This window comes from Roseivivax isoporae LMG 25204 (assembly GCF_000521865.1).
Classification (GTDB): Bacteria; Pseudomonadota; Alphaproteobacteria; order Rhodobacterales; family Rhodobacteraceae; genus Roseivivax; species Roseivivax isoporae.
In genome coordinates this window covers 16179-33854 of the sequence record NZ_JAME01000036.1, presented here as the reverse complement: position 1 = coordinate 33854, position 17676 = coordinate 16179, and the positions used below count along the sequence as shown (strand labels likewise).

The following is a 17676-nucleotide window of genomic DNA, read 5'->3' as shown; positions in this document are numbered from 1 at the left end:
CCGCATTTGATGGTCAGTACCAGATTCATGTTTTCTTGAGAGGTGACCATCGTGATCTTGTCCGCACTCCTGGGCTACGGCTACACGCCCCCGGCCCCCCAGCAGCCCGCCGCATCCTCGCAGGGCCAGTCGCAGGCACAGACCCAGCCCGGCGGGGGCGCCGTCGCGCCCGTGCCGCCGGCCGCACCCGCCGCGAACGGCGCGGGCGCGGGCAACCGGGGCCAGGACGGCGCCGGCGGCCAGAACGGCAATGCCGCGACCGCGCAGGTCAACGCCGCCACCGCCGCGCTGGGCGAAGCCGCCGCGGCGGCGTCGGGCCAGTCGGCCGCTGGCGCAGAGCCGGCATCCGGGGGCTCGCTGCGTACGCTCGAAAGCTACGCGGCGTTCCGCGCCCCGGCGCCGACCGCGTCGCTGCGGCTCGACGTGCCGGCCGGGGCCGACGGCGACATCGAATCGTCGCGCCGCCTCGCCATCAAGGCGCAGGAGCAGTTCCTGTCGGCGCGGCTCGTCGAGGGCATCGGCACCCGTGTCGACCCGCTCGAGACGGTCGCGGCCAAGGTGCGCACCGACGAGGCCCAGAGGGGCTACGTCGCGGCCAACACCGATGCCGCGATGTCCGAGATCGGGCGCGGACTGTCGCGCGTCGTCTGACGCGCGCGCCGCATCCCGAGCTAGAGGCGATCCAGCGCGTCGCGGACCATGTCCAGCGCGTGCCGGGTCGCCTGCCGGCGCACCTCGGCCCGGCCGGGGGCGCCGTATTCCACCGTTTCCGTGTGCACGCCGGCCGCCGTGGCGATGCCGAAGCACACGCGGCCCTCGGGCTTGTACTCCGACCCGCCCGGACCCGCGATGCCGCTGATCGCGATCGCCAGGGTGGCGCCGGCCTCCTGGCGCGCGCCTTCGGCCATCTCGCGGCAGACCTCCTCGGACACCGCGCCATGCGCGTCGAGCGTCGAGGGCGCGACGCCCAGCATCTCGGTCTTGGCGACGTTCGAATAGGTGACGAAGCCGCGTTCGAACACCGCCGAGGATCCCGCGATGTCGGTGATCGCCGCCGCAACCATGCCGCCCGTGCAGCTTTCGGCGGTGGTGATCGTCGCGCCGCGCGCGGTGGCGGCGGCGACGATCGCGGCGGCCACGTCCCCGGTCACAGCAGGACCACGTGGAACAGCGCGCCGAGGACCAGCGTCGCCCCGGCCGCGAAGGCCCCCGCGACGAGGTCGTCGAGCATCACGCCGAGCGCGCCCGGCATGCGGTCCGCCCGGCCCACGAGCCACGGCTTCCAGATGTCGAAGGCACGGAAGAACACGAAGCCCGCGACCCAGCCCGGCCAGAGCGCAAGGACGTCCGCGCCCGAGAACGCGGCGCCCCACGACACCGGCAGGAGCGCGATCCACTGGCCCGCGACCTCGTCGATGACGATCTCGCCCGGATCCTTCTCGGCCATGCCCTCGGTGGCGCGGTCCACGGCCCAGAACCCGATCGCGGTCACCGCGGCCACAGCGGCCAGCGTCAGGGCGATGCCGCCCGCAGCATGCAGCGCCCAGAAGAGCGGCAGCGCGGCGAGCGAGCCCCAGGTCCCGGGGCCCGGGCGCAGGAGGCCCACGCCGAAGAGCGTCGCGATGGCCCGGCTCATGCGGACACCAGCGCGGCGGTGGCCATGGCCGCGATCCCTTCGCCGCGGCCGGTGAAGCCCAGCCTCTCGGAGGTCGTCGCCTTGACCGACACGCGGTCCACGTCGATGCCCGCGATCTGGGCCAGCACCTTGCGCATGCGCGCGGCGTGCGGGCCGACCTTGGGCGCCTCGCAGATCAGCGTGATGTCGAGGTTCGCGATGCGGAAACCGCGGCTGCGGGCAAGCTCTGCCGCGTGGCGCAGGAAGATGCGGCTCTCGGCCCCCTTCCATTGCGGATCGGAGGGCGGGAAATGCGTGCCGATGTCGCCCTCGGCCAGCGCGCCGTAGATCGCGTCCGTCGCCGCATGCATGCCCACGTCCGCGTCCGAATGGCCTTCGAGCGCCGCCACGTGCGGCACCTGGACGCCGCACAGCACGACCGCGTCGCCGTCGCGGAAGCGGTGCACGTCAAATCCGTTCCCGAGCCTTACGTCCATGCCTCTCCTCCAGGATCGCCGCCGCACGATCGAAATCGCCGGGGCCGGTGATCTTCAGGTTCTGCTCCGATCCCGGCACGATCGCAACTGCAAGCCCGGCCGCGCGGGCGATTTCCACGTCGTCCGCCGCGTCGCTGCCGGCATGGCCGCGATGCGCCGCGAGGATCGCGTCGTAGCGGAAGCCCTGCGGCGTCTGCGCGCGGAAGAGACCGGCACGGTCGCGCGTGCCCGTCACGAACCCGTCCGCGCCAGTCCAGAGCGCGTCGGTCACGGCAAGCGCCGGCGCCGCGCCGTCGGCATGGCCCAGCGCCGCCACGACCGCGTCCAGCACGGCGCGCGGCAGGCAGGGGCGGGCAACGTCGTGGATCAGCACGCAATCGGGCGGCGTCGCAGCCATCGCCTCGAGACCCGCGCGCACCGAGGCCGCGCGTGTCGCCCCGCCCGCCACGACGCTGACGTCGAGCCCCTCGGCGGCGGCGCGCGCGAAGTCCATGTCGTCAGGGTGCACGACCAGCGTCGCGGGCATGCCTTCGAAGACCTCGAGCGTCCAGCGCGCCACCGTCCGTCCCGCCACCACGCGCCACTGCTTGGGCACCGCGCCTCCGGCGCGCGTGCCGCGGCCTGCGGCCACGATGAGGGCGGCTGTGCGCATGGGGGCATCCTCCGGGTCGGTCCAATCTCTAGGTCCTGCGCCGACGACGCGCAATCACCCGACGAGCACTGCCCAAAAAAGCGGCAGCCGCCGTTTCCGCGGTCGCGCGATGCGCCCGGAGAATTGAATGGCGCCGCGCTGCGCGATAGCTCCTGAGGGGTGCACAAGGAATAGGCGCTTGAGCTTTACCATCGGAAACATGCCTCTCGGATCGCCGGTGCTGCTGGCCCCGCTTGCGGGAATCACGGACCTGCCGTTCCGTCACCTCGTGGCGGGGTTCGGCGCGGGGCTCGTCGTGTCCGAGATGATCGCGAGCCAGGAAATGGTGCAGGGCAAGTGGGCCGTGCGCGAGAAGGCGGAGCTGGGCCTCGGCGCCGCCGGCACCTCGGTGCAGCTCGCCGGCCGCGATCCCTACTGGATGGCCGAGGCCGCGCGCATGGTCGCCGCGAACGGCGCGGCGGTCATCGACATCAACATGGGCTGCCCCGCCAAGAAGGTCGTGGGCGGCTATTCGGGGTCCGCGCTGATGCGCGACCCCGACCACGCGCTGCGCCTGATCGAGGCGGTCGCGGGCGCGGTCGACGTGCCGGTGACGCTGAAGACACGGCTGGGCTGGGACGACGACAGCCTCAATGCCGCGGACATCGCCCGCCGGGCCGAGGGCGCGGGCGTCGCGATGATCGTGATCCACGGCCGCACGCGCTGCCAGTTCTACAAGGGCCGGGCCGACTGGGCCGCGATCCGCCGCGTGAAGGACGCGGTGAAGGTTCCGGTCGTCGCAAACGGAGACATCGTCGACGCGGAGAGCGCGCGCACCGCGCTCAGGCTGTCGGGCGCCGACGGCGTCATGGTCGGGCGCGGCGCGCAGGGGCGGCCCTGGCAGCTGGCCCGGATCGCGGCAGAGCTTGCGGGCCGGCCGGTCCCGGCTCCGCCCGAGGGCGCGGCGCTCGCCGATCTCGTGGCGCGGCACTACGAGGCGATGCTCGACTTCTACGGGACCGATCTTGGTCTGCGCGTCGCGCGCAAGCATCTCGGCTGGTACTTGGACGGGGTCCGCGTGGACGCCGCGCTCCGGCGCGAGATCCTGACCCTGGGTGCGCCGTCCGACGTGCTGCGCGCGCTTCCGGGCGCGCTCTCGGCGCCGGCCGGGGCGAGGCAGGCCGCATGAACGCCGCGCGCGAGCTGTCGATCTGGTCGTCGCTGCCGGTGCCGGCGGTGCTGCTCGATTCCGACGACCGGATCGCCGACATGAACCCGGCCGCCGAAGGGTTCATGAACAACTCGGCCAAGTGGCTGATCGGCCAGCCGATCTGGGACCGGCTCGCCGTCGACGCGCCGCTCGAGGAAAGCTTTGCCCGGGCGCGCGAGCAGGGCACGCCGCTCTTCGTGAACGACGTGGACGTGGGCACCGGCGCCCGCCCGCCGCTCGTCTGCTCGCTGCACATCGCGCCGCTTGCCGGCCAGCCGGGCTGGATGGTCATGCTGATCTCGCCGCGGGAACTCGCCGGCCGCATGACGCAGAGCCATTCGGTGAAGTCCGCCGCGAAGTCCGCCATCGGCATGGCCGAGATGCTGGCCCACGAGATCAAGAACCCGCTCGCGGGCATCACCGGGGCGGCGCAGCTTCTGTCGATGAACCTCAAGGCCGACGACCTCGAGCTCACCGACCTCATCGTGGCCGAGACGCGGCGCATCGTGAAGCTGCTGGAGCAGGTCGAGCAGTTCGGCAACCTGTCCGCGCCCGACCGGCGCGCGGTCAACATCCACGACGTGCTCGATCGCGCGCGGCGGTCGGCGCTGCTGGGCTTCGGCGGGCACATGAAGATCGTCGAGGACTACGATCCCTCGCTGCCGCTCGCCTGGGGCGATCCCGACCAGCTGCTGCAGGTGCTGCTGAACCTCCTCAAGAACGCCTCCGAGGCGGCCGATCCGTCCTCGGGCGGCACGATCCGGCTCCACACGTTCTACGAGCACAGCTTCCGCCTCCGGCGCGCCGACGGCAGCGGCCAGTCGCTGCCCCTGCAGGTCGAGGTGATCGACGACGGCCCGGGCCTGCCCCCCGACATCAAGGGCGACATCTTCGACCCGTTCGTGTCGGGCAAGGAGAACGGCACCGGGCTCGGCCTCGCGCTCGTGTCCAAGATCGTGTCGGACCACGACGGCTGGATCTCGGTCGACAGCGTGCCCGGCCGGACATTGTTTCGCATTTCGCTGCCGCGCGCCCCGCGCGATGCCAAGGAGAGAGACTGATGGATGGCACGGTACTGGTCGCCGACGACGACCGCACGATCCGCACGGTGCTGACGCAGGCGCTGACCCGCGCGGGCTGCAAGGTGCACGCGACCTCCTCGCTCACCACGCTCATGCGCTGGGTCGGCGAGGGCAAGGGCGACGTGGTGATCTCGGACGTGGTCATGCCGGACGGCAACGGGCTCGAGATGCTGCCGAAGATCCACCACGACCGCCCGGACCTGCCGGTGATCGTCATCTCGGCGCAGAACACGATCATGACCGCGATCCAGGCCGCCGAGGCCGAGGCCTACGACTACCTGCCCAAGCCCTTCGACCTGCCGGACCTCATGAAGCGCACGGCCCGCGCGCTCGAGAACCGCAACCGCGTGCCGCGCTCGGAAGTGCCGGTGACGGGCGCCGACAGCCCGGACGAGCTGCCGCTCGTGGGCAAGACGCCGGCGATGCAGGCGCTCTACCGGCTGGTGGCCAAGGTCATGAACACCGACCTGCCGGTCCTGATCTGCGGCGAGAGCGGCACGGGCAAGTCGCTGATCGCCAAGGCGATCCACGACTTCTCGGACCGCCGGACGCTGCCCTTCGTGACGGTCACGGCGGGGGATCTGTCGGATCTCGAGGGGCCGGCGCGCGTGCTTGCGCGCGTGCGGGGCGGCACGCTTCTCTTCGACGAGATCTCGGACATCGACGACGAGATCCAGGCGCGCATCGTGCGCATGATCGACGTGCCGGGCGACCACGTGCCACGCTTCATGGCGACCTCGCAGATCGACCTGACCCACGCGATGGAGGAGGGGCGGGTGCGCCGCGACCTCTACTACCGGCTGTCGGGCGCGACGATCAACGTGCCGTCGCTGCGAGAGCGGGTCGAGGACATCGCCCTCCTGACCGACCACTTCCTGGCCCGGATCGAACGGGAGGGCGGGCCCAAGCGCTGGCTGTCGGAACAGGCCTCGGACCTCTTCCGCGCCTATTCCTGGCCCGGCAACGTGCGCCAGCTCGAGAATGCGGTGCGGCGGCTGTCGCTGACGAGCCGCGCCGACGAGATCACCCGCACCGAGGTCGAGACGGTGCTCGGCAACCAGCCCGAGACCGGCCCGATCCTGAAGGGCGGCGATTCGGAGAAGCTCGGCACCTCGGTCGCGCGGCACCTGCGGCGCTATTTCGACCTGCACGGCAACATGCTGCCGCCGCCGGGGCTCTACGCGCGCATCCTGCGCGAGGTGGAGGCGCCTTTGATCGAGATCGCGCTCGACGCGACGGGCGGAAACCAGGCGAAATGTGCCGACCTCCTCGGGATCAACCGCAATACGTTGCGGAAGAAGATCACCGACCTCGATATTCGCGTGACACGGCGCCGCAAGTTGATGTAAAACCGCAACAGAACCGTGGCCCTGCCGCCGCGTCGCGCCGATGGCGTCTTCGCAGTGGCAGAGAGACCACAAGATATGGCGGTTGGCCGCGTCGCGCGGTCCATCAAGGCGAGGGGTGGTTGTGGCCACTCGGGCACGGAAACTGGACTGGTCGCGGCTCGACCGTCTGAGACGGCAGCGGCGTGTGCAGAACGCTGGCACCCTGGGGCTGGTGATCCTCGGCCCGGTGCTGGCCGTCTTCACGTATCTCGTGCTCGGCCCGCTCGAGAGCGGGTCGGGGCAAAGCATGACGCTCAGGCTCGTCCTGCTGGCGGACCTGGTCTACGTGCTGCTGCTCGCGGCGCTGGTGCTGAGCCGGGTCGCCAAGATGGTCGCGGCACGCCGGGCGCAATCGGCCGGATCGCGGCTGCACCTGCGGCTGACCGGCGTCTTCGCGCTGATGGCGTTCCTGCCGACTGTGACGGTTGCGGTCTTCGCCGTCCTCACCATCAACATCGGCCTCGAGACCTGGTTCTCGACCCGCGTGCAGAACGTGGTGGGCGCGTCGCTCGAGGCGGCGGAGGCCTACGAGGCCGAACACCGCGCCGACCTCGAACAGGACGCGCGGGTGCTGGCCAACTTCCTCGACGCGAACCGGCGCGCGGCACCGTTCATGGACGACGGCGAACTGCGCCAGCTCCTGTCCACCGGGCAGTCGCAGATCCAGCGCGGCCTGCGCGAGGCCTACGTGATCGACGGGCAGGCCGACATCCGCGCGCGCGGCGAACGCTCGTACCTCTTCGACTACGAGCGCCCGGCCGCGATCTTCTTCGACGAGGCCGAGGCGCAGGGCGTGTCGCTGATCGGCGACTGGGACAACAACGAGTTCCGCGCGCTCGTGCCGCTCGAGGCCTTCGTCGACCGCTACCTCTATGTCACGCGCGAGGTGGACGGCGACATCCTGAACCTGCTCGACGACACGCAGGAGACCGCGCGCTTCTACCAGCAGCAGGAAAGCGAGCGGGGCCGGCGGCTCTTCGACTTCGCGCTGCTCTACCTCGGGTTCGCGGTGCTGCTGATCCTCGCCGCGGTCTGGCTGGGCCTGTGGTTCGCCGAGCGCCTGTCGCAGCCCGTGGGGCGGCTCACCGGCGCGGCGCAACGGGTCGGCGCGGGCGATCTCGACGTGCAGGTCAAGGAAGAGGCGGGCGACGACGAGATCGCCATGCTCGGGCGCTACTTCAACCAGATGACCCGGCAGCTCAAGCGCCAGCGCGAGCGGCTCCTCGAGAACACGCGCCAGATCGAGCGGCGCCAGCGGCTGTTCGACTCCGTGCTGACCTCGGTCACGTCGGGGGTCGCGGGGCTCGATCCCGACGGCCGGGTGACCTTCGTGAACCGATCGGCCGAGCGGCTCCTCGACTGGCAGGAAGAGAACGCGACGCTGCCCTTGCACGTGGCGGTGCCGGAATTCGGCGCGCTCTTCGACCGGCTGCGCGACAGCGGCACCGAGGTCGCGCAGGAGGAGATCAAGGTCAGCCGCGAGGGCCGGCTCGAGCACCTGCTGGTGCGCATGTCGCCGCGGCGGCGCGACGACGGCAGCCTCGAGGGATACGTGGTCGCCTTCGACGACGTGACCGACCTCGTCTCGGCGCAGCGCATGGCGGCCTGGGGCGACGTGGCGCGCCGCATCGCGCACGAGATCAAGAACCCGCTGACGCCCATCCAGCTCTCGGCCGAGCGCATCAAGCGGCGCTACCGCAAGGGGCTCGACGAGGAGGACGCGCAGCGGCTCGACCAGCTGACCGACGTGATCGTGCGGCAGACGAACGACCTGCGCCGGATCGTCGACGAGTTCTCGAAGTTCGCGCGCATGCCCGAACCCGAGCGCCGGCCCGAGGACCTGGCGGAGCTCCTGCGCGGCGCGGTCCTGCTGCAGGAGACCGGCCAGCCCGGCGTGCGGTTCGAGACGGTGCTGCCGAACCTGCCCGTGGGTGCCGAGCTCGACGCGACGATGATCAGCCAGGCGCTGACGAACCTCATCAAGAACGCGGGCGAGGCCATCGAGACGCTGACCGAGCGTGGCGCGCCCGAGGGGCATCGCCCGACGATCCGCGTGACGCTGGGAACGACGGAGGGCTGGGCCGAGATCCGCATCATGGACAACGGCATCGGGCTGCCCGAGGACCGCGCGCGGCTCTTCGAACCCTACGTGACGACCCGCGACAAGGGGACCGGGCTCGGCCTGCCCATCGTCAAGAAGATCATCGAGGAACACGGCGGCACCCTCGCTCTGGAGGATGCTCCACCCATGGGAGGAGCGGCCAGACCGGGGGCCATGGCGGTCGTCCGTCTGCCGGCCGGGGGCGACCTCCACCCGGCGGCGCGGCCGCTTGAACAAGAAACGACATGAAGGGACTGGCAGATATGGGCGACATCCTGATCGTAGACGACGAGCGCGATATCCGGGAACTGATCGGCGACATCCTCGAGGACGAGGGCTACACCACCCGCCTGGCCGGAAATTCCAACGAGGCGATGGCCGAGATCAACGGCGAGCCGCCGGCGCTCATGATCCTCGACATCTGGCTGAAGGACAGCAAGATGGACGGGATCGACATCCTGAAGACGGTGAAGCGGGACAATCCCGACATCCCCGTCGTCATCATCTCGGGTCACGGCAACATCGAGATCGCGGTCGCGGCGATCAAGCAGGGCGCCTACGACTTCATCGAGAAGCCGTTCAACATCGACCAGCTCCTGGTGGTGATCCGCCGCGCGATGGAGACCTCGCGCCTGCGCCGCGAGAACCAGTCCCTGAAGCGGCGCGAGGTGCAGGCGGCCGAGATGATCGGCGAAAGCCCGGCCTTCCGCACGCTGGCGGCGCAGCTCGACAAGGTGACGAAATCGAACGGCCGGGTGATGCTGACCGGGCCCGCCGGGTCGGGCAAGGAGGTGGCCGCACGCTACATCCACGCCAAGTCGAACCGCGCGACGGCGCCCTTCGTGACGGTCAACTGCGCGGGCGTCGCGCCCGAAACGATGGAAGAGACGCTGTTCGGCCGCGAAACCGCGGACCGGGGCGTCGAGCCCGGCCTTCTCGAGCAGGCGCATGGCGGCGTCGTCTACTTCGACGAGGTGGCGGACATGCCGTCCGGTACCCAGTCCAAGATCCTGCGCGTGCTCGTCGACCAGCAGTTCACCCGCGTGGGCGGCACCGACCGGGTGCGCGTCGACCTGCGCGTGATCTCCTCCACCAACCGCGACCTCGAGACCGAGATCGCTGCGGGCCGGTTCCGGCAGGAGCTTTTTCACCGGCTGAACGTGGTGCCGATCGCCGTGCCCTCGCTCGAGGACCGGCGCGAGGACATCCCGCGCCTCGCCCGCCACTTCATCGAGGCCTGCCACAAGTCGCAGGGCCTGCCCCAGCGCGACCTGAGCGACGAGGCCGTGGCGCTGCTGCAGACGATGGTCTGGCCGGGCAACGTGCGCCAGCTCAAGAACCTCGTCGAGCGCGTGCTGATCCTCGGCGACGGCTCCGGCCCGATCGAGGCGCGCGAGCTGCCGCAGGAGGCGCCGCGCGACGATGACGGCGGCGACCGCGTGGTGCTGTCGGGCACGCTCGCAACGATGCCGCTGCGCGAGGCGCGGGAGGCGTTCGAGCGCGAGTACCTGCTGACGCAGATCAACCGGTTCGGCGGAAACATCTCGCGCACGGCAAGCTTCGTCGGGATGGAACGCTCGGCGCTGCACCGCAAGCTCAAGAGCCTCGGCGTCGTGACCTCGGCCAAGGGCGGGGCGCGCATCGCCCATGTCGACGATGTCGACGACGAGGACGAGCCGGCCGAGGCGCGTCGCGTCGGCTGAGGCGGGCAGGGGAAGCCGTTCCGCGACGGCACGGCGGCGGGGCCAGATTGACCCCCGCTTCGCCGCGTGTCAGACCGGGATGCCGAGGACAGCGCGAGACATCGCTTCATGAAGGTCATCATCTGCGGCGCGGGCCAGGTGGGCTGGCAGATCGCCCGCCACCTGTCGGGTGAACGCAACGACGTGACGGTGGTGGACAGCAACGCCGATCTCGTCCGCCGCGCCACCGACACGCTGGACGTGCAGGGCATCGCGGGCTTCGCCTCCTATCCCGACGTGCTGGACCGAGCGGGCGCGCGCGACGCCGACATGATCATCGCCGCGACCCATTCCGACGAGGTCAACATGGTCACCTGCCAGGTGGCCCATTCGGTGTTCTCGATCCCGCGCAAGATCGCGCGGCTGCGGGCGCAGTCCTACCTGACGGCGATCTACTCGGACCTCTACCGCCGCGACCACATGCCGATCGACGTGGTCATCAGCCCCGAGCGCGAGGTCGCGGATGCCGCGCTCCAGCGGCTCGCGCTGCCGGCGGCCTTCGACACCGAGACGTTCCTGCAGGGGCAGGCGCGGCTTCTGGGGCTGACCATCGACGAGGGCTGCCCGATCGTGAACACGCCCCTGAGGCAGCTCACCGACCTCTTCTCGACCCTGCGCGCGGTGGTGGTCGGCGTGCGCCGCGACGGGCGTCTCTTCGCGCCCGAGGCGCGCGACCAGCTCTTCGCCGGGGATTCGGCCTATTTCGTATGCCACCGCGATGACGTCCGGCGTCTGCTCGAGATCCTCGGCAAGCCGCACCGGCGGCAGGAACGGGTCGTGCTGGTGGGCGGCGGCAATGTCGGCCTCATGGTCGCGCGCGAGCTCGAGAGCCGCGAGGAACGGGTCCGCGCCAAGATCATCGAGCGCAACCGCAAGATGGCCGAACGCGCGGCCGAGGCGCTGGAGAAGACCATCGTCCTGAACGGCGACGGGCTCGACGCGGGCCTTCTGGCCGAGGCCAATATCGAGCGCGCGGACGCTGTGCTGTGCGTCACCGACGACGACAAGACCAACATGCTGGCGGCGGTCCGGGCCAAGGCAGCGGGCGCGCGCATGTCGATCGCGCTCATCAACGACCCGACGCTGGTGAACCTGATGGAGCCGCTCGGCATCGACGCCTTCATCAACCCCCGCGCGACGACGGTCAGCTCGATCCTGCGCCACATCCGCCACGGCCGGGTCCGCGCGGTCTATTCCATCGGCGATGCCGAGGCCGAGGTGATCGAGGCCGAGGTCCTGTCGACCTCGCCGATCTCGGGCCAGCGCATCCGCGACATCGACTTCCCCGAAGGCGTGCTTGTGGGGGCGGTGCTGCGCGGCGACAAGGTGCAGAAGATCTCGGGCTCGCTCCGGATCGAGGAGGGCGACCTGATCGTGCTCTTCGCCATGACCAAGGACGTGCCGGAGGTCGAGCGGCTCCTGCAGGTCTCCATCGACTTCTTCTGAGTGATGGCCCGCCTCGTCCAGCTGCCGCTCCTGCTGCTGCTGTCCGGCGTGGTGTGCCTTGCCATGCTCGCGCCGGCGGTGCTGGCGCTCGCGCAGGAGGACCACCACGATGCGCGAAGCTTCTTCTATTCGGGTCTGATCGGGCTGATCCTGACCGCGATGATCGTCGTGGCGCAATCGGGCCGGCCGCACCAGTCGAACCCGATCCGGCAGCTCGTGGCGCTGCTCGCGGCCTTCGTGCTGCTGCCCGCGGTGCTGGCCGTGCCGTTCTACGAGGCGGTGCGGAACACGACCTTCCTCAACGCCTATGTCGAGATGGTGTCGAGCTTCACCACGACGGGCGCCACGCTCTTCGCGTCCGAGCGCCTGTCGGATTCCGAGCACCTGTGGCGCGCGCTGGTCGGCTGGATGGGCGGCGGGCTACTCTGGATCGCGGCGGCGGCGATCCTCGCGCCGCTGACGCTCGGCGGGTTCGAGGTGACGGCGGTGTCCGAGCCCGGCCAGACGCCCGCGCCGGGTGCGGCGCACCGCGACCGCGCCGATCCGGGCGCACGTCTGGCGCGGGCGGTCTCGGCGCTGGTGCCGGTCTATGTGGGCCTCACCGGGGCGGTGTGGCTCCTCCTTCTCATCGCGGGCGATCCGCCGCTTCTCGCGCTCTGCCATGCCATGGCGACGCTCTCGACCTCGGGCATCTCGCCGCTCGGCGGCCTGTCCGATGCGCCGAGCGGGCTCGCCGGCGAGGCGGTGGTCTTCGCCTTCCTGTTCTTCGCGCTCTCGCGGCTGACCTTCTCGAACGACACGAGCGCCGCGCGGCGCACCGGGCTCTGGTACGATCCCGAGTTCCGGCTCGGCTGCCTGATCGCGCTCGCCGTGCCTTCGCTCCTGTTCCTGCGCCACTGGGTCGCCGCCTTCGACGTGGGCGACGAGCAGAACCTGCGCGCGGCGCTCCTGTCGCTCTGGGGCGGGGCGTTCACGACGCTGTCCTTCCTCACCACGACGGGGTTCGAGAGCGGGGAGTGGACGCGCGCGCAGAGCTGGTCGGGGATCGAGACGCCGGGCCTCATCCTCATGGGGCTCGCAATCGTCGGTGGGGGCGTCGCCACGACCGCCGGCGGGGTCAAGCTCCTGCGCGTGTTCATTCTCTACCTCAACGGCAAGCGCGAGCTGGAGCGGCTGATCCACCCGAACTCCGTCGGCCGCTCGGGGCTCCTGTCGCGGCGCACGCGGCGCGAGGGCGCGTTCATCGCCTGGGTGTTCTTCATGATGTTCGCGCTGACGCTGACCGCCACGGTCCTCGCGCTCGCGCTGACCGGCATCCGGTTCGAACCGGCCTTCGTGCTCGCCATCGCCTCACTCACCAATGCGGGGCCGCTCGTGGCCTTCGGCATGGAAACGCCCATCAACCTCGCCCAGAGCGCGGCCGCGACCAAGCTCGTCTTCGCCGCCGGGACGGTGCTCGGACGGCTCGAGGTGCTGGCGCTCGTCGTGATGCTGACCCCCGATCCGTGGCGGGACTGACCCCGGGACGGGTCCTGCGGGCCCCGCTTCCAGATTTCCTCTGGAAGTCGCGCCGTCCCTTCGACATACTCGGGTCGGACACGAGGGTGCCGCGCTGCGGCGCTTACAAGAAAAAAAGGCTTTTTCAATGGCTTCCGACAGACAGAACCTTCAGGACGCGTTTCTCAATCATGTCCGGAAGACCAAGGTTCCGGTGACCGTTTTCCTGATCAACGGGGTGAAGCTGCAGGGCGTCATCACCTGGTTCGACAATTTCTGCGTGCTTCTGCGCCGCGACGGACAGTCGCAGCTTGTCTACAAGCATGCGATCTCGACGATCATGCCGGCGCAGCCCATCAATCTCTACGACGGCGACGAGGCGAATTGAGGGAACATTCCCCGCATGTGACCCGCGCGTGGGTCCTGCATCCCGACATCAAGAGCGACCGTGAGCGCCGCGACGCGCACATGGCGCTGGACGAGGCCGTGGCCTTGGCCGTGGCGCTGCCCGACCTCGAGGTGGTCGGGTCCGAAATCGTGCCGCTGCCCCAGCCGCACGCCAACGCGCTGTTCGGCACCGGCAAGATCGCGGAGCTCGGCGAGCGGCTGAAGGAGGCCGAGGTCGAGCTGGTGCTGGTCGACGGTCCGGTGACGCCCGTGCAGCAGCGCAATCTCGAGAAGGCGTGGAAGGTCAAGCTGCTCGACCGGACCGGGCTCATCCTCGAGATCTTCTCGGACCGCGCGGCGACGCGGGAGGGCGTGCTGCAGGTCGAGATGGCGCACCTGTCCTACCAGCGCACGCGCCTGGTGCGGGCCTGGACCCACCTCGAACGCCAGCGGGGCGGGCTGGGCTTCGTCGGCGGCCCCGGCGAGACGCAGATCGAGGCCGACCGCCGCGCCATCGACGAACAGCTGGTGCGGCTGCGCCGCCAGCTCGACAAGGTGGTCAAGACCCGTGCGCTGCACCGCAAGGCGCGCGCCAAGGTGCCCTATCCGATCGTCGCGCTCGTGGGCTACACGAACGCGGGCAAGTCCACGCTGTTCAACCGGCTCACCGGCGCCGAGGTGATGGCGAAGGACATGCTGTTCGCCACGCTCGACCCGACCATGCGCGCGGTGCGGCTCGAGAACGGCGTCGACGTGATCCTGTCGGACACCGTGGGCTTCATCTCGGACCTGCCGACGGAACTGGTCGCCGCCTTCCGCGCCACGCTCGAGGAGGTTCTCGAGGCCGATCTCATCGTGCACGTGCGCGACATCTCGCATCCGAACGCGCAGGAACAGGCGGACGACGTGCACGCGATCCTGGCCTCGCTGGGCGTCGCGCAATCGACGCCGCAGATCGAGGTCTGGAACAAGATCGACCGACTGCCGCCTGAGTCGCGCGAGGCCGCGCTGACCCGCGCCGAGCGCACGCGCGGCATTCTCGCCCTGTCGGCCTGGACGGGCGAGGGCATGGCGCCGCTGCTCGACGCCATCGCCGAGAGCGTGGAGGGCGACAAGCGCGAGGAGGCGCTGCACCTCGACTTCTCCGACGGGCGCAAGCGTGCGTGGCTCTTCGACCGCGGCCTGGTCGAGGAGGAGGTGCAGACCGACGACGGTTACGACCTGACCGTGCGCTGGACCGCGCGCGAGGCCGCGCAGTTCGAGAAGGTCTGACCGGGCCGGCCGCGTGCCGGCCCGTCATGCCACGTCCATCACGCCACGGTTGTACCGCTTGCCCGACTCGTCGTCCCCGGGTTACGTTTCTCGCGATTGAAGACGTTCCATTTCGTTCCATTCGCATAGATTCACCGAGGATTTGACCATGGCCGACGAGTCCGCCCCCCCGATCGACCTGTCGGAACTGATGCGCCGGATGGACGATCCGTCCGTGCCAGACGCCCAGATCGCGCCCTACCTGATCCCGGTGCCCTCGCCCGACGGCGGCATCGAGCCGGGCTTCCAGCCGAACCCGTCGCGGGTCACGGGGCTGGTCACCGGTCTCGAGGGCGGGCTGATCGTGCAGTCGCTCAACAACCGCGAGCGGCGCAAACGCCAGCGCGCCTATCGCGACCGGATCGCCGCGGGCTGGTCCGGCCCGCGCATCGTCGAGGAGGGGGACAGCTGGTTCCAGTATCCCCTCCTGCTCGAGGACATCGTCGACCACATGATGCGCGATCACGCGGTGCTCTCGCTCTCGGGCGCGGGCCACACCCTCGCGCAGATGCTCCGCCAGAACGAGATCCTCGCCGCGATCTCGCGCGAGCGAGCCGCGGCGCTGATGCTGTCGGCGGGCGGCAACGACCTTTTCGAGAACGGCAACATCGCCCGCCTGATCGAGGACGTCCGTCCGGGCATGAGTGCGAACGACCTCGTCGGCGCGCGCTTCGACGCGTTCCTGTCGGAGGTGATCGGCCTCTATCGCGGGCTCCTGCAGCGGGTGCATTCGGCCTTTCCGCACGTGGTCATGCTGATCCACGGCTATTCGGCCGCGTTCAGCCGCATGGACCGCTGGGTGGGCCGCCCGCTCAAGGAGGCGGGCGTCATGCCCGTCGCGGTGCAGAACCGCGTCGTCGAGGTGATGCTGGCTCGGTTCAACGCCGCGCAGAAGCGGCTCGCGGCCGAGCCCGCCTTTCACGGCAAGCTCGTGCACGTGGACCTGACGGGGCTAGGGCGCGAACCCGGGCAATGGTACGACGAGATCCACATGTCGTCGTCCCAGAACCGCGCCGCGGCAGACCTGTTCGCCGACGCGCTGCGGCGGCACCTGCCGGCCGCCGGCGGCCTCGAGGCCGGGATCGCCGAGGTGCCGGAACCCGCGGGCGCGCCGGTCGCGGCGGTCGCGGCGCATGCCGCCGCGCTCTCCGCGCTCGACGAGCATGCGCTGCTCTGCGAGCTGCAGGAACGGCTCGACCTCATCGACCGCGATCCCGCGACCGCGGACCTGCCGTCGGCGCCGCTCCTGTCGCTCTCCACGGGCGGGCTCGAGGGCGGGATCGCCACGACGGTGGGGCCGCTCGCGCGGCGGCTCCTGCGACGCTGGGAACGCGAGCTCTACGACCTGATCTGCGGTGACGCCGCGGCGGACGCGGCCGAGCGCACGAAGCTGCGCGAAGCGCTGGGTGCAGGGCAGGATGCGCTTGTCGGTGCGATCGCGGCCTGGCTCGTCTCGGGGCCGCTCGGCGTCTCGGCGCTGCTCGCGGGCGTGCTGGCGGCGCTCCTCGTCAAGCGGGTCGGCGGCAGCGCGGTCGAGGAGATCTGCACGCTGTGGGGAGAGCGGCTGAATGCGGCCGGCTGACCACCGGCCGGGCGCGGCGCGCGACCGCCTGCGCCAGCTTTGCGGGCGCGCGGCGGCCGCGCCGGCCGATCCCGCGCTCGAGGGCCTCGAAAGCGCGGCGGCGACGCCAGAGACCGACCTGTCGGTCGACCGCCGCCGCCGCTCCGAGGAGGCGCTGCGCCAGGCGATCTCCCGCGGCGCGGCCGAACCCGGCGCGCCCCCGGTGGACCCCGACGAGACCGAGCGCGTGGTGGGCCTCGCCACCCGCGCGATGGAAAAGCTTGCGGCCGAGGGTCCCGAGGCGGATCTCGACCGGATGGAGGAGATGGGCCTCGAGGCGGTCATCGCCACCGACGGCTCGCGCCCCTCGGCGCTGATCCGCGACGGGTTCGTGGACATGGCCGACCCGCGTCTCGGCGACTGGGCGGACGATCTCGGGACCGACCCGGACGCGGTTCGGCGCGCCATCGCCGCCACCGGACGGGTCCTGCGCGGGGGAGACCTTTCGGACACGCGCGTCTTCGGCACCGCGTGGATGATCGCGCCGGGGCTCGCCGCCACCGCCCGCCACGTGGTCGAGGCGATCTGGGAACAGCACGGCGGTGTGTGGATCGAGAAGTTCGGCGGGCCGGTGACCCTCGACTTCGGCGTCGAGGCGGGCCGTGATCCGGACCCGGCCGCCAGGATCGGGGTGCGCGGTGTCACATGGGCCAGCGATACCGAGATCCGCCACGCGCTGAACCTCGCGAATCTCGATGTCGCGATTCTGGAGCTAGACGCCGAGGGGCCGCCGCCGCTCGCGGTCGCGGGCACGCTGCCCATGGGCGGCGCCGAGCCGCGCATCCACGTGATCGGCCACCCGATGAAGCCCTCGGGCTTCGGTGCCCTCGCGCAGCCCGAGTTCGAGCGCATCCGCGAGGTGGTGTTCGGCTCCGTCTTCGGCGTGAAGCGCTGGGCGCCGGGGCTCATCGTTCTCGGGCCGGGTAGCCTGCCCGACGACCGCGACCTGCGCCGCGTGATGACCCACGACGCGGCGACCCTCGGGGGCAATTCGGGCTCGCCGCTCCTCGACCTTCTCGATGCGCCCGACCGTGCGCTTGGCCTGCATTACGGCGGCTTCTTCGAGGAGGAGAACTACGCCCACCCGCTCGGCCGCGTGCGCGACCTGCTCGCGGGTCTGCCGCTCCGCTGGATCGGCTGAGACGCGC

The 17676-nt window shown here is 70.7% G+C and carries 16 protein-coding genes; 12 read left to right on the top strand and 4 right to left on the bottom strand.

Translation table 11 applies throughout. The annotated features are described in order from the left end of the window. Positions 1-51 precede the first annotated feature (51 nt). Positions 52-651: a hypothetical protein gene (locus tag RISW2_RS18890; RefSeq protein WP_156943892.1), complete on the top strand. Its 600-nt coding sequence runs from the start codon at positions 52-54 to the stop codon at positions 649-651. 20 nt (positions 652-671) lie between these two features. Here the strand turns inward: RISW2_RS18890 and RISW2_RS18885 are convergent, their stop codons facing one another. The 4 genes from RISW2_RS18885 to ispD are packed head-to-tail and all read right to left on the bottom strand — an operon-like array spanning position 672 to position 2764. Next, positions 672-1151: a CinA family protein gene (locus RISW2_RS18885; RefSeq protein WP_043774053.1), complete on the bottom strand. Its 480-nt coding sequence runs from the start codon at positions 1149-1151 to the stop codon at positions 672-674. Continuing rightward, complete coding sequence (locus tag RISW2_RS18880) at positions 1148-1636, bottom strand: phosphatidylglycerophosphatase A family protein (RefSeq protein ID WP_043774052.1); 489 nt, start codon at positions 1634-1636, stop codon at positions 1148-1150. Before RISW2_RS18880 ends, RISW2_RS18885 begins: the two co-directional genes overlap by 4 nt. Beyond that, positions 1633-2112: a 2-C-methyl-D-erythritol 2,4-cyclodiphosphate synthase gene (gene ispF, locus RISW2_RS25930; protein WP_043774079.1), complete on the bottom strand. Its 480-nt coding sequence runs from the start codon at positions 2110-2112 to the stop codon at positions 1633-1635. The genes RISW2_RS18880 and ispF overlap by 4 nt, the downstream gene beginning before the upstream one ends. After that, positions 2084-2764 carry a 2-C-methyl-D-erythritol 4-phosphate cytidylyltransferase gene (gene ispD / locus RISW2_RS25925; RefSeq protein ID WP_043774051.1) on the bottom strand — a complete coding sequence of 227 codons (681 nt, stop codon included), beginning with the start codon at positions 2762-2764 and terminating at the stop codon, positions 2084-2086. The genes ispF and ispD overlap by 29 nt, the downstream gene beginning before the upstream one ends. 199 nt (positions 2765-2963) lie before the next feature. On the opposite strand from ispD, the gene dusB reads away from it, so the two are divergent. From dusB to RISW2_RS18815, 11 genes are all read left to right on the top strand, one after another. Further along, a complete protein-coding gene (gene dusB, locus RISW2_RS18865) occupies positions 2964-3932 on the top strand; it encodes a tRNA dihydrouridine synthase DusB (protein WP_051492157.1) in 969 nt (322 codons plus the stop codon). Beyond that, entirely contained in the window at positions 3929-5014 is a 1086-nt protein-coding gene (locus RISW2_RS18860) for a two-component system sensor histidine kinase NtrB (protein WP_043774049.1), read from the top strand. Before dusB ends, RISW2_RS18860 begins: the two co-directional genes overlap by 4 nt. After that, positions 5014-6384, top strand: coding sequence for a sigma-54-dependent Fis family transcriptional regulator (locus RISW2_RS18855; protein WP_043774048.1), 1371 nt, complete (start codon positions 5014-5016; stop codon positions 6382-6384). Before RISW2_RS18860 ends, RISW2_RS18855 begins: the two co-directional genes overlap by 1 nt. A gap of 121 nt (positions 6385-6505) precedes the next feature. Next, positions 6506-8773, top strand: coding sequence for a sensor histidine kinase (locus RISW2_RS18850; RefSeq protein ID WP_425277797.1), 2268 nt, complete (start codon positions 6506-6508; stop codon positions 8771-8773). Between the two features lie 14 nt (positions 8774-8787). Beyond that, on the top strand, positions 8788-10227 hold the full coding sequence (gene ntrX / locus RISW2_RS18845; RefSeq protein WP_043774046.1) for a nitrogen assimilation response regulator NtrX: 1440 nt from the start codon (positions 8788-8790) through the stop codon (positions 10225-10227). Positions 10228-10335: 108 nt separating this feature from the next. Next, complete coding sequence (trkA, locus tag RISW2_RS18840) at positions 10336-11712, top strand: Trk system potassium transporter TrkA (RefSeq protein ID WP_043774045.1); 1377 nt, start codon at positions 10336-10338, stop codon at positions 11710-11712. 3 nt (positions 11713-11715) lie between these two features. Further along, on the top strand, positions 11716-13230 hold the full coding sequence (locus RISW2_RS18835; RefSeq protein ID WP_043774044.1) for a potassium transporter TrkG: 1515 nt from the start codon (positions 11716-11718) through the stop codon (positions 13228-13230). Positions 13231-13357: 127 nt separating this feature from the next. Continuing rightward, the gene (gene hfq, locus RISW2_RS18830) at positions 13358-13597 is read left to right on the top strand and encodes an RNA chaperone Hfq (protein ID WP_043774043.1); all 240 of its coding nucleotides are present in this window, start codon (positions 13358-13360) and stop codon (positions 13595-13597) included. Between the two features lie 17 nt (positions 13598-13614). After that, positions 13615-14868, top strand: coding sequence for a GTPase HflX (gene hflX, locus RISW2_RS18825; protein WP_043774042.1), 1254 nt, complete (start codon positions 13615-13617; stop codon positions 14866-14868). A gap of 148 nt (positions 14869-15016) precedes the next feature. After that, complete coding sequence (locus RISW2_RS18820; protein WP_043774041.1) at positions 15017-16489, top strand: SGNH/GDSL hydrolase family protein; 1473 nt, start codon at positions 15017-15019, stop codon at positions 16487-16489. Further along, positions 16476-17669 carry a trypsin-like serine peptidase gene (locus RISW2_RS18815; RefSeq protein WP_043774040.1) on the top strand — a complete coding sequence of 398 codons (1194 nt, stop codon included), beginning with the start codon at positions 16476-16478 and terminating at the stop codon, positions 17667-17669. Before RISW2_RS18820 ends, RISW2_RS18815 begins: the two co-directional genes overlap by 14 nt. Positions 17670-17676: the final 7 nt, after the last annotated feature.

Bases quoted from the DNA above. Each gene is read 5' to 3' on its own strand.
- RISW2_RS18880 (WP_043774052.1), bottom strand. From the start codon at position 1,636: ATGAGCCGGGCCATCGCGACGCTCTTCGGCGTGGGCCTCCTGCGCCCG.
- ispF (WP_043774079.1), bottom strand. From the start codon at position 2,112: ATGGACGTAAGGCTCGGGAACGGATTTGACGTGCACCGCTTCCGCGAC.
- ispD (WP_043774051.1), bottom strand. From the start codon at position 2,764: ATGCGCACAGCCGCCCTCATCGTGGCCGCAGGCCGCGGCACGCGCGCC.
- dusB (WP_051492157.1), top strand. From the start codon at position 2,964: ATGCCTCTCGGATCGCCGGTGCTGCTGGCCCCGCTTGCGGGAATCACG.
- RISW2_RS18860 (WP_043774049.1), top strand. From the start codon at position 3,929: ATGAACGCCGCGCGCGAGCTGTCGATCTGGTCGTCGCTGCCGGTGCCG.
- RISW2_RS18855 (WP_043774048.1), top strand. From the start codon at position 5,014: ATGGATGGCACGGTACTGGTCGCCGACGACGACCGCACGATCCGCACG.
- ntrX (WP_043774046.1), top strand. From the start codon at position 8,788: ATGGGCGACATCCTGATCGTAGACGACGAGCGCGATATCCGGGAACTG.
- trkA (WP_043774045.1), top strand. From the start codon at position 10,336: ATGAAGGTCATCATCTGCGGCGCGGGCCAGGTGGGCTGGCAGATCGCC.
- RISW2_RS18835 (WP_043774044.1), top strand. From the start codon at position 11,716: ATGGCCCGCCTCGTCCAGCTGCCGCTCCTGCTGCTGCTGTCCGGCGTG.
- hfq (WP_043774043.1), top strand. From the start codon at position 13,358: ATGGCTTCCGACAGACAGAACCTTCAGGACGCGTTTCTCAATCATGTC.
- RISW2_RS18820 (WP_043774041.1), top strand. From the start codon at position 15,017: ATGGCCGACGAGTCCGCCCCCCCGATCGACCTGTCGGAACTGATGCGC.
- RISW2_RS18815 (WP_043774040.1), top strand. From the start codon at position 16,476: ATGCGGCCGGCTGACCACCGGCCGGGCGCGGCGCGCGACCGCCTGCGC.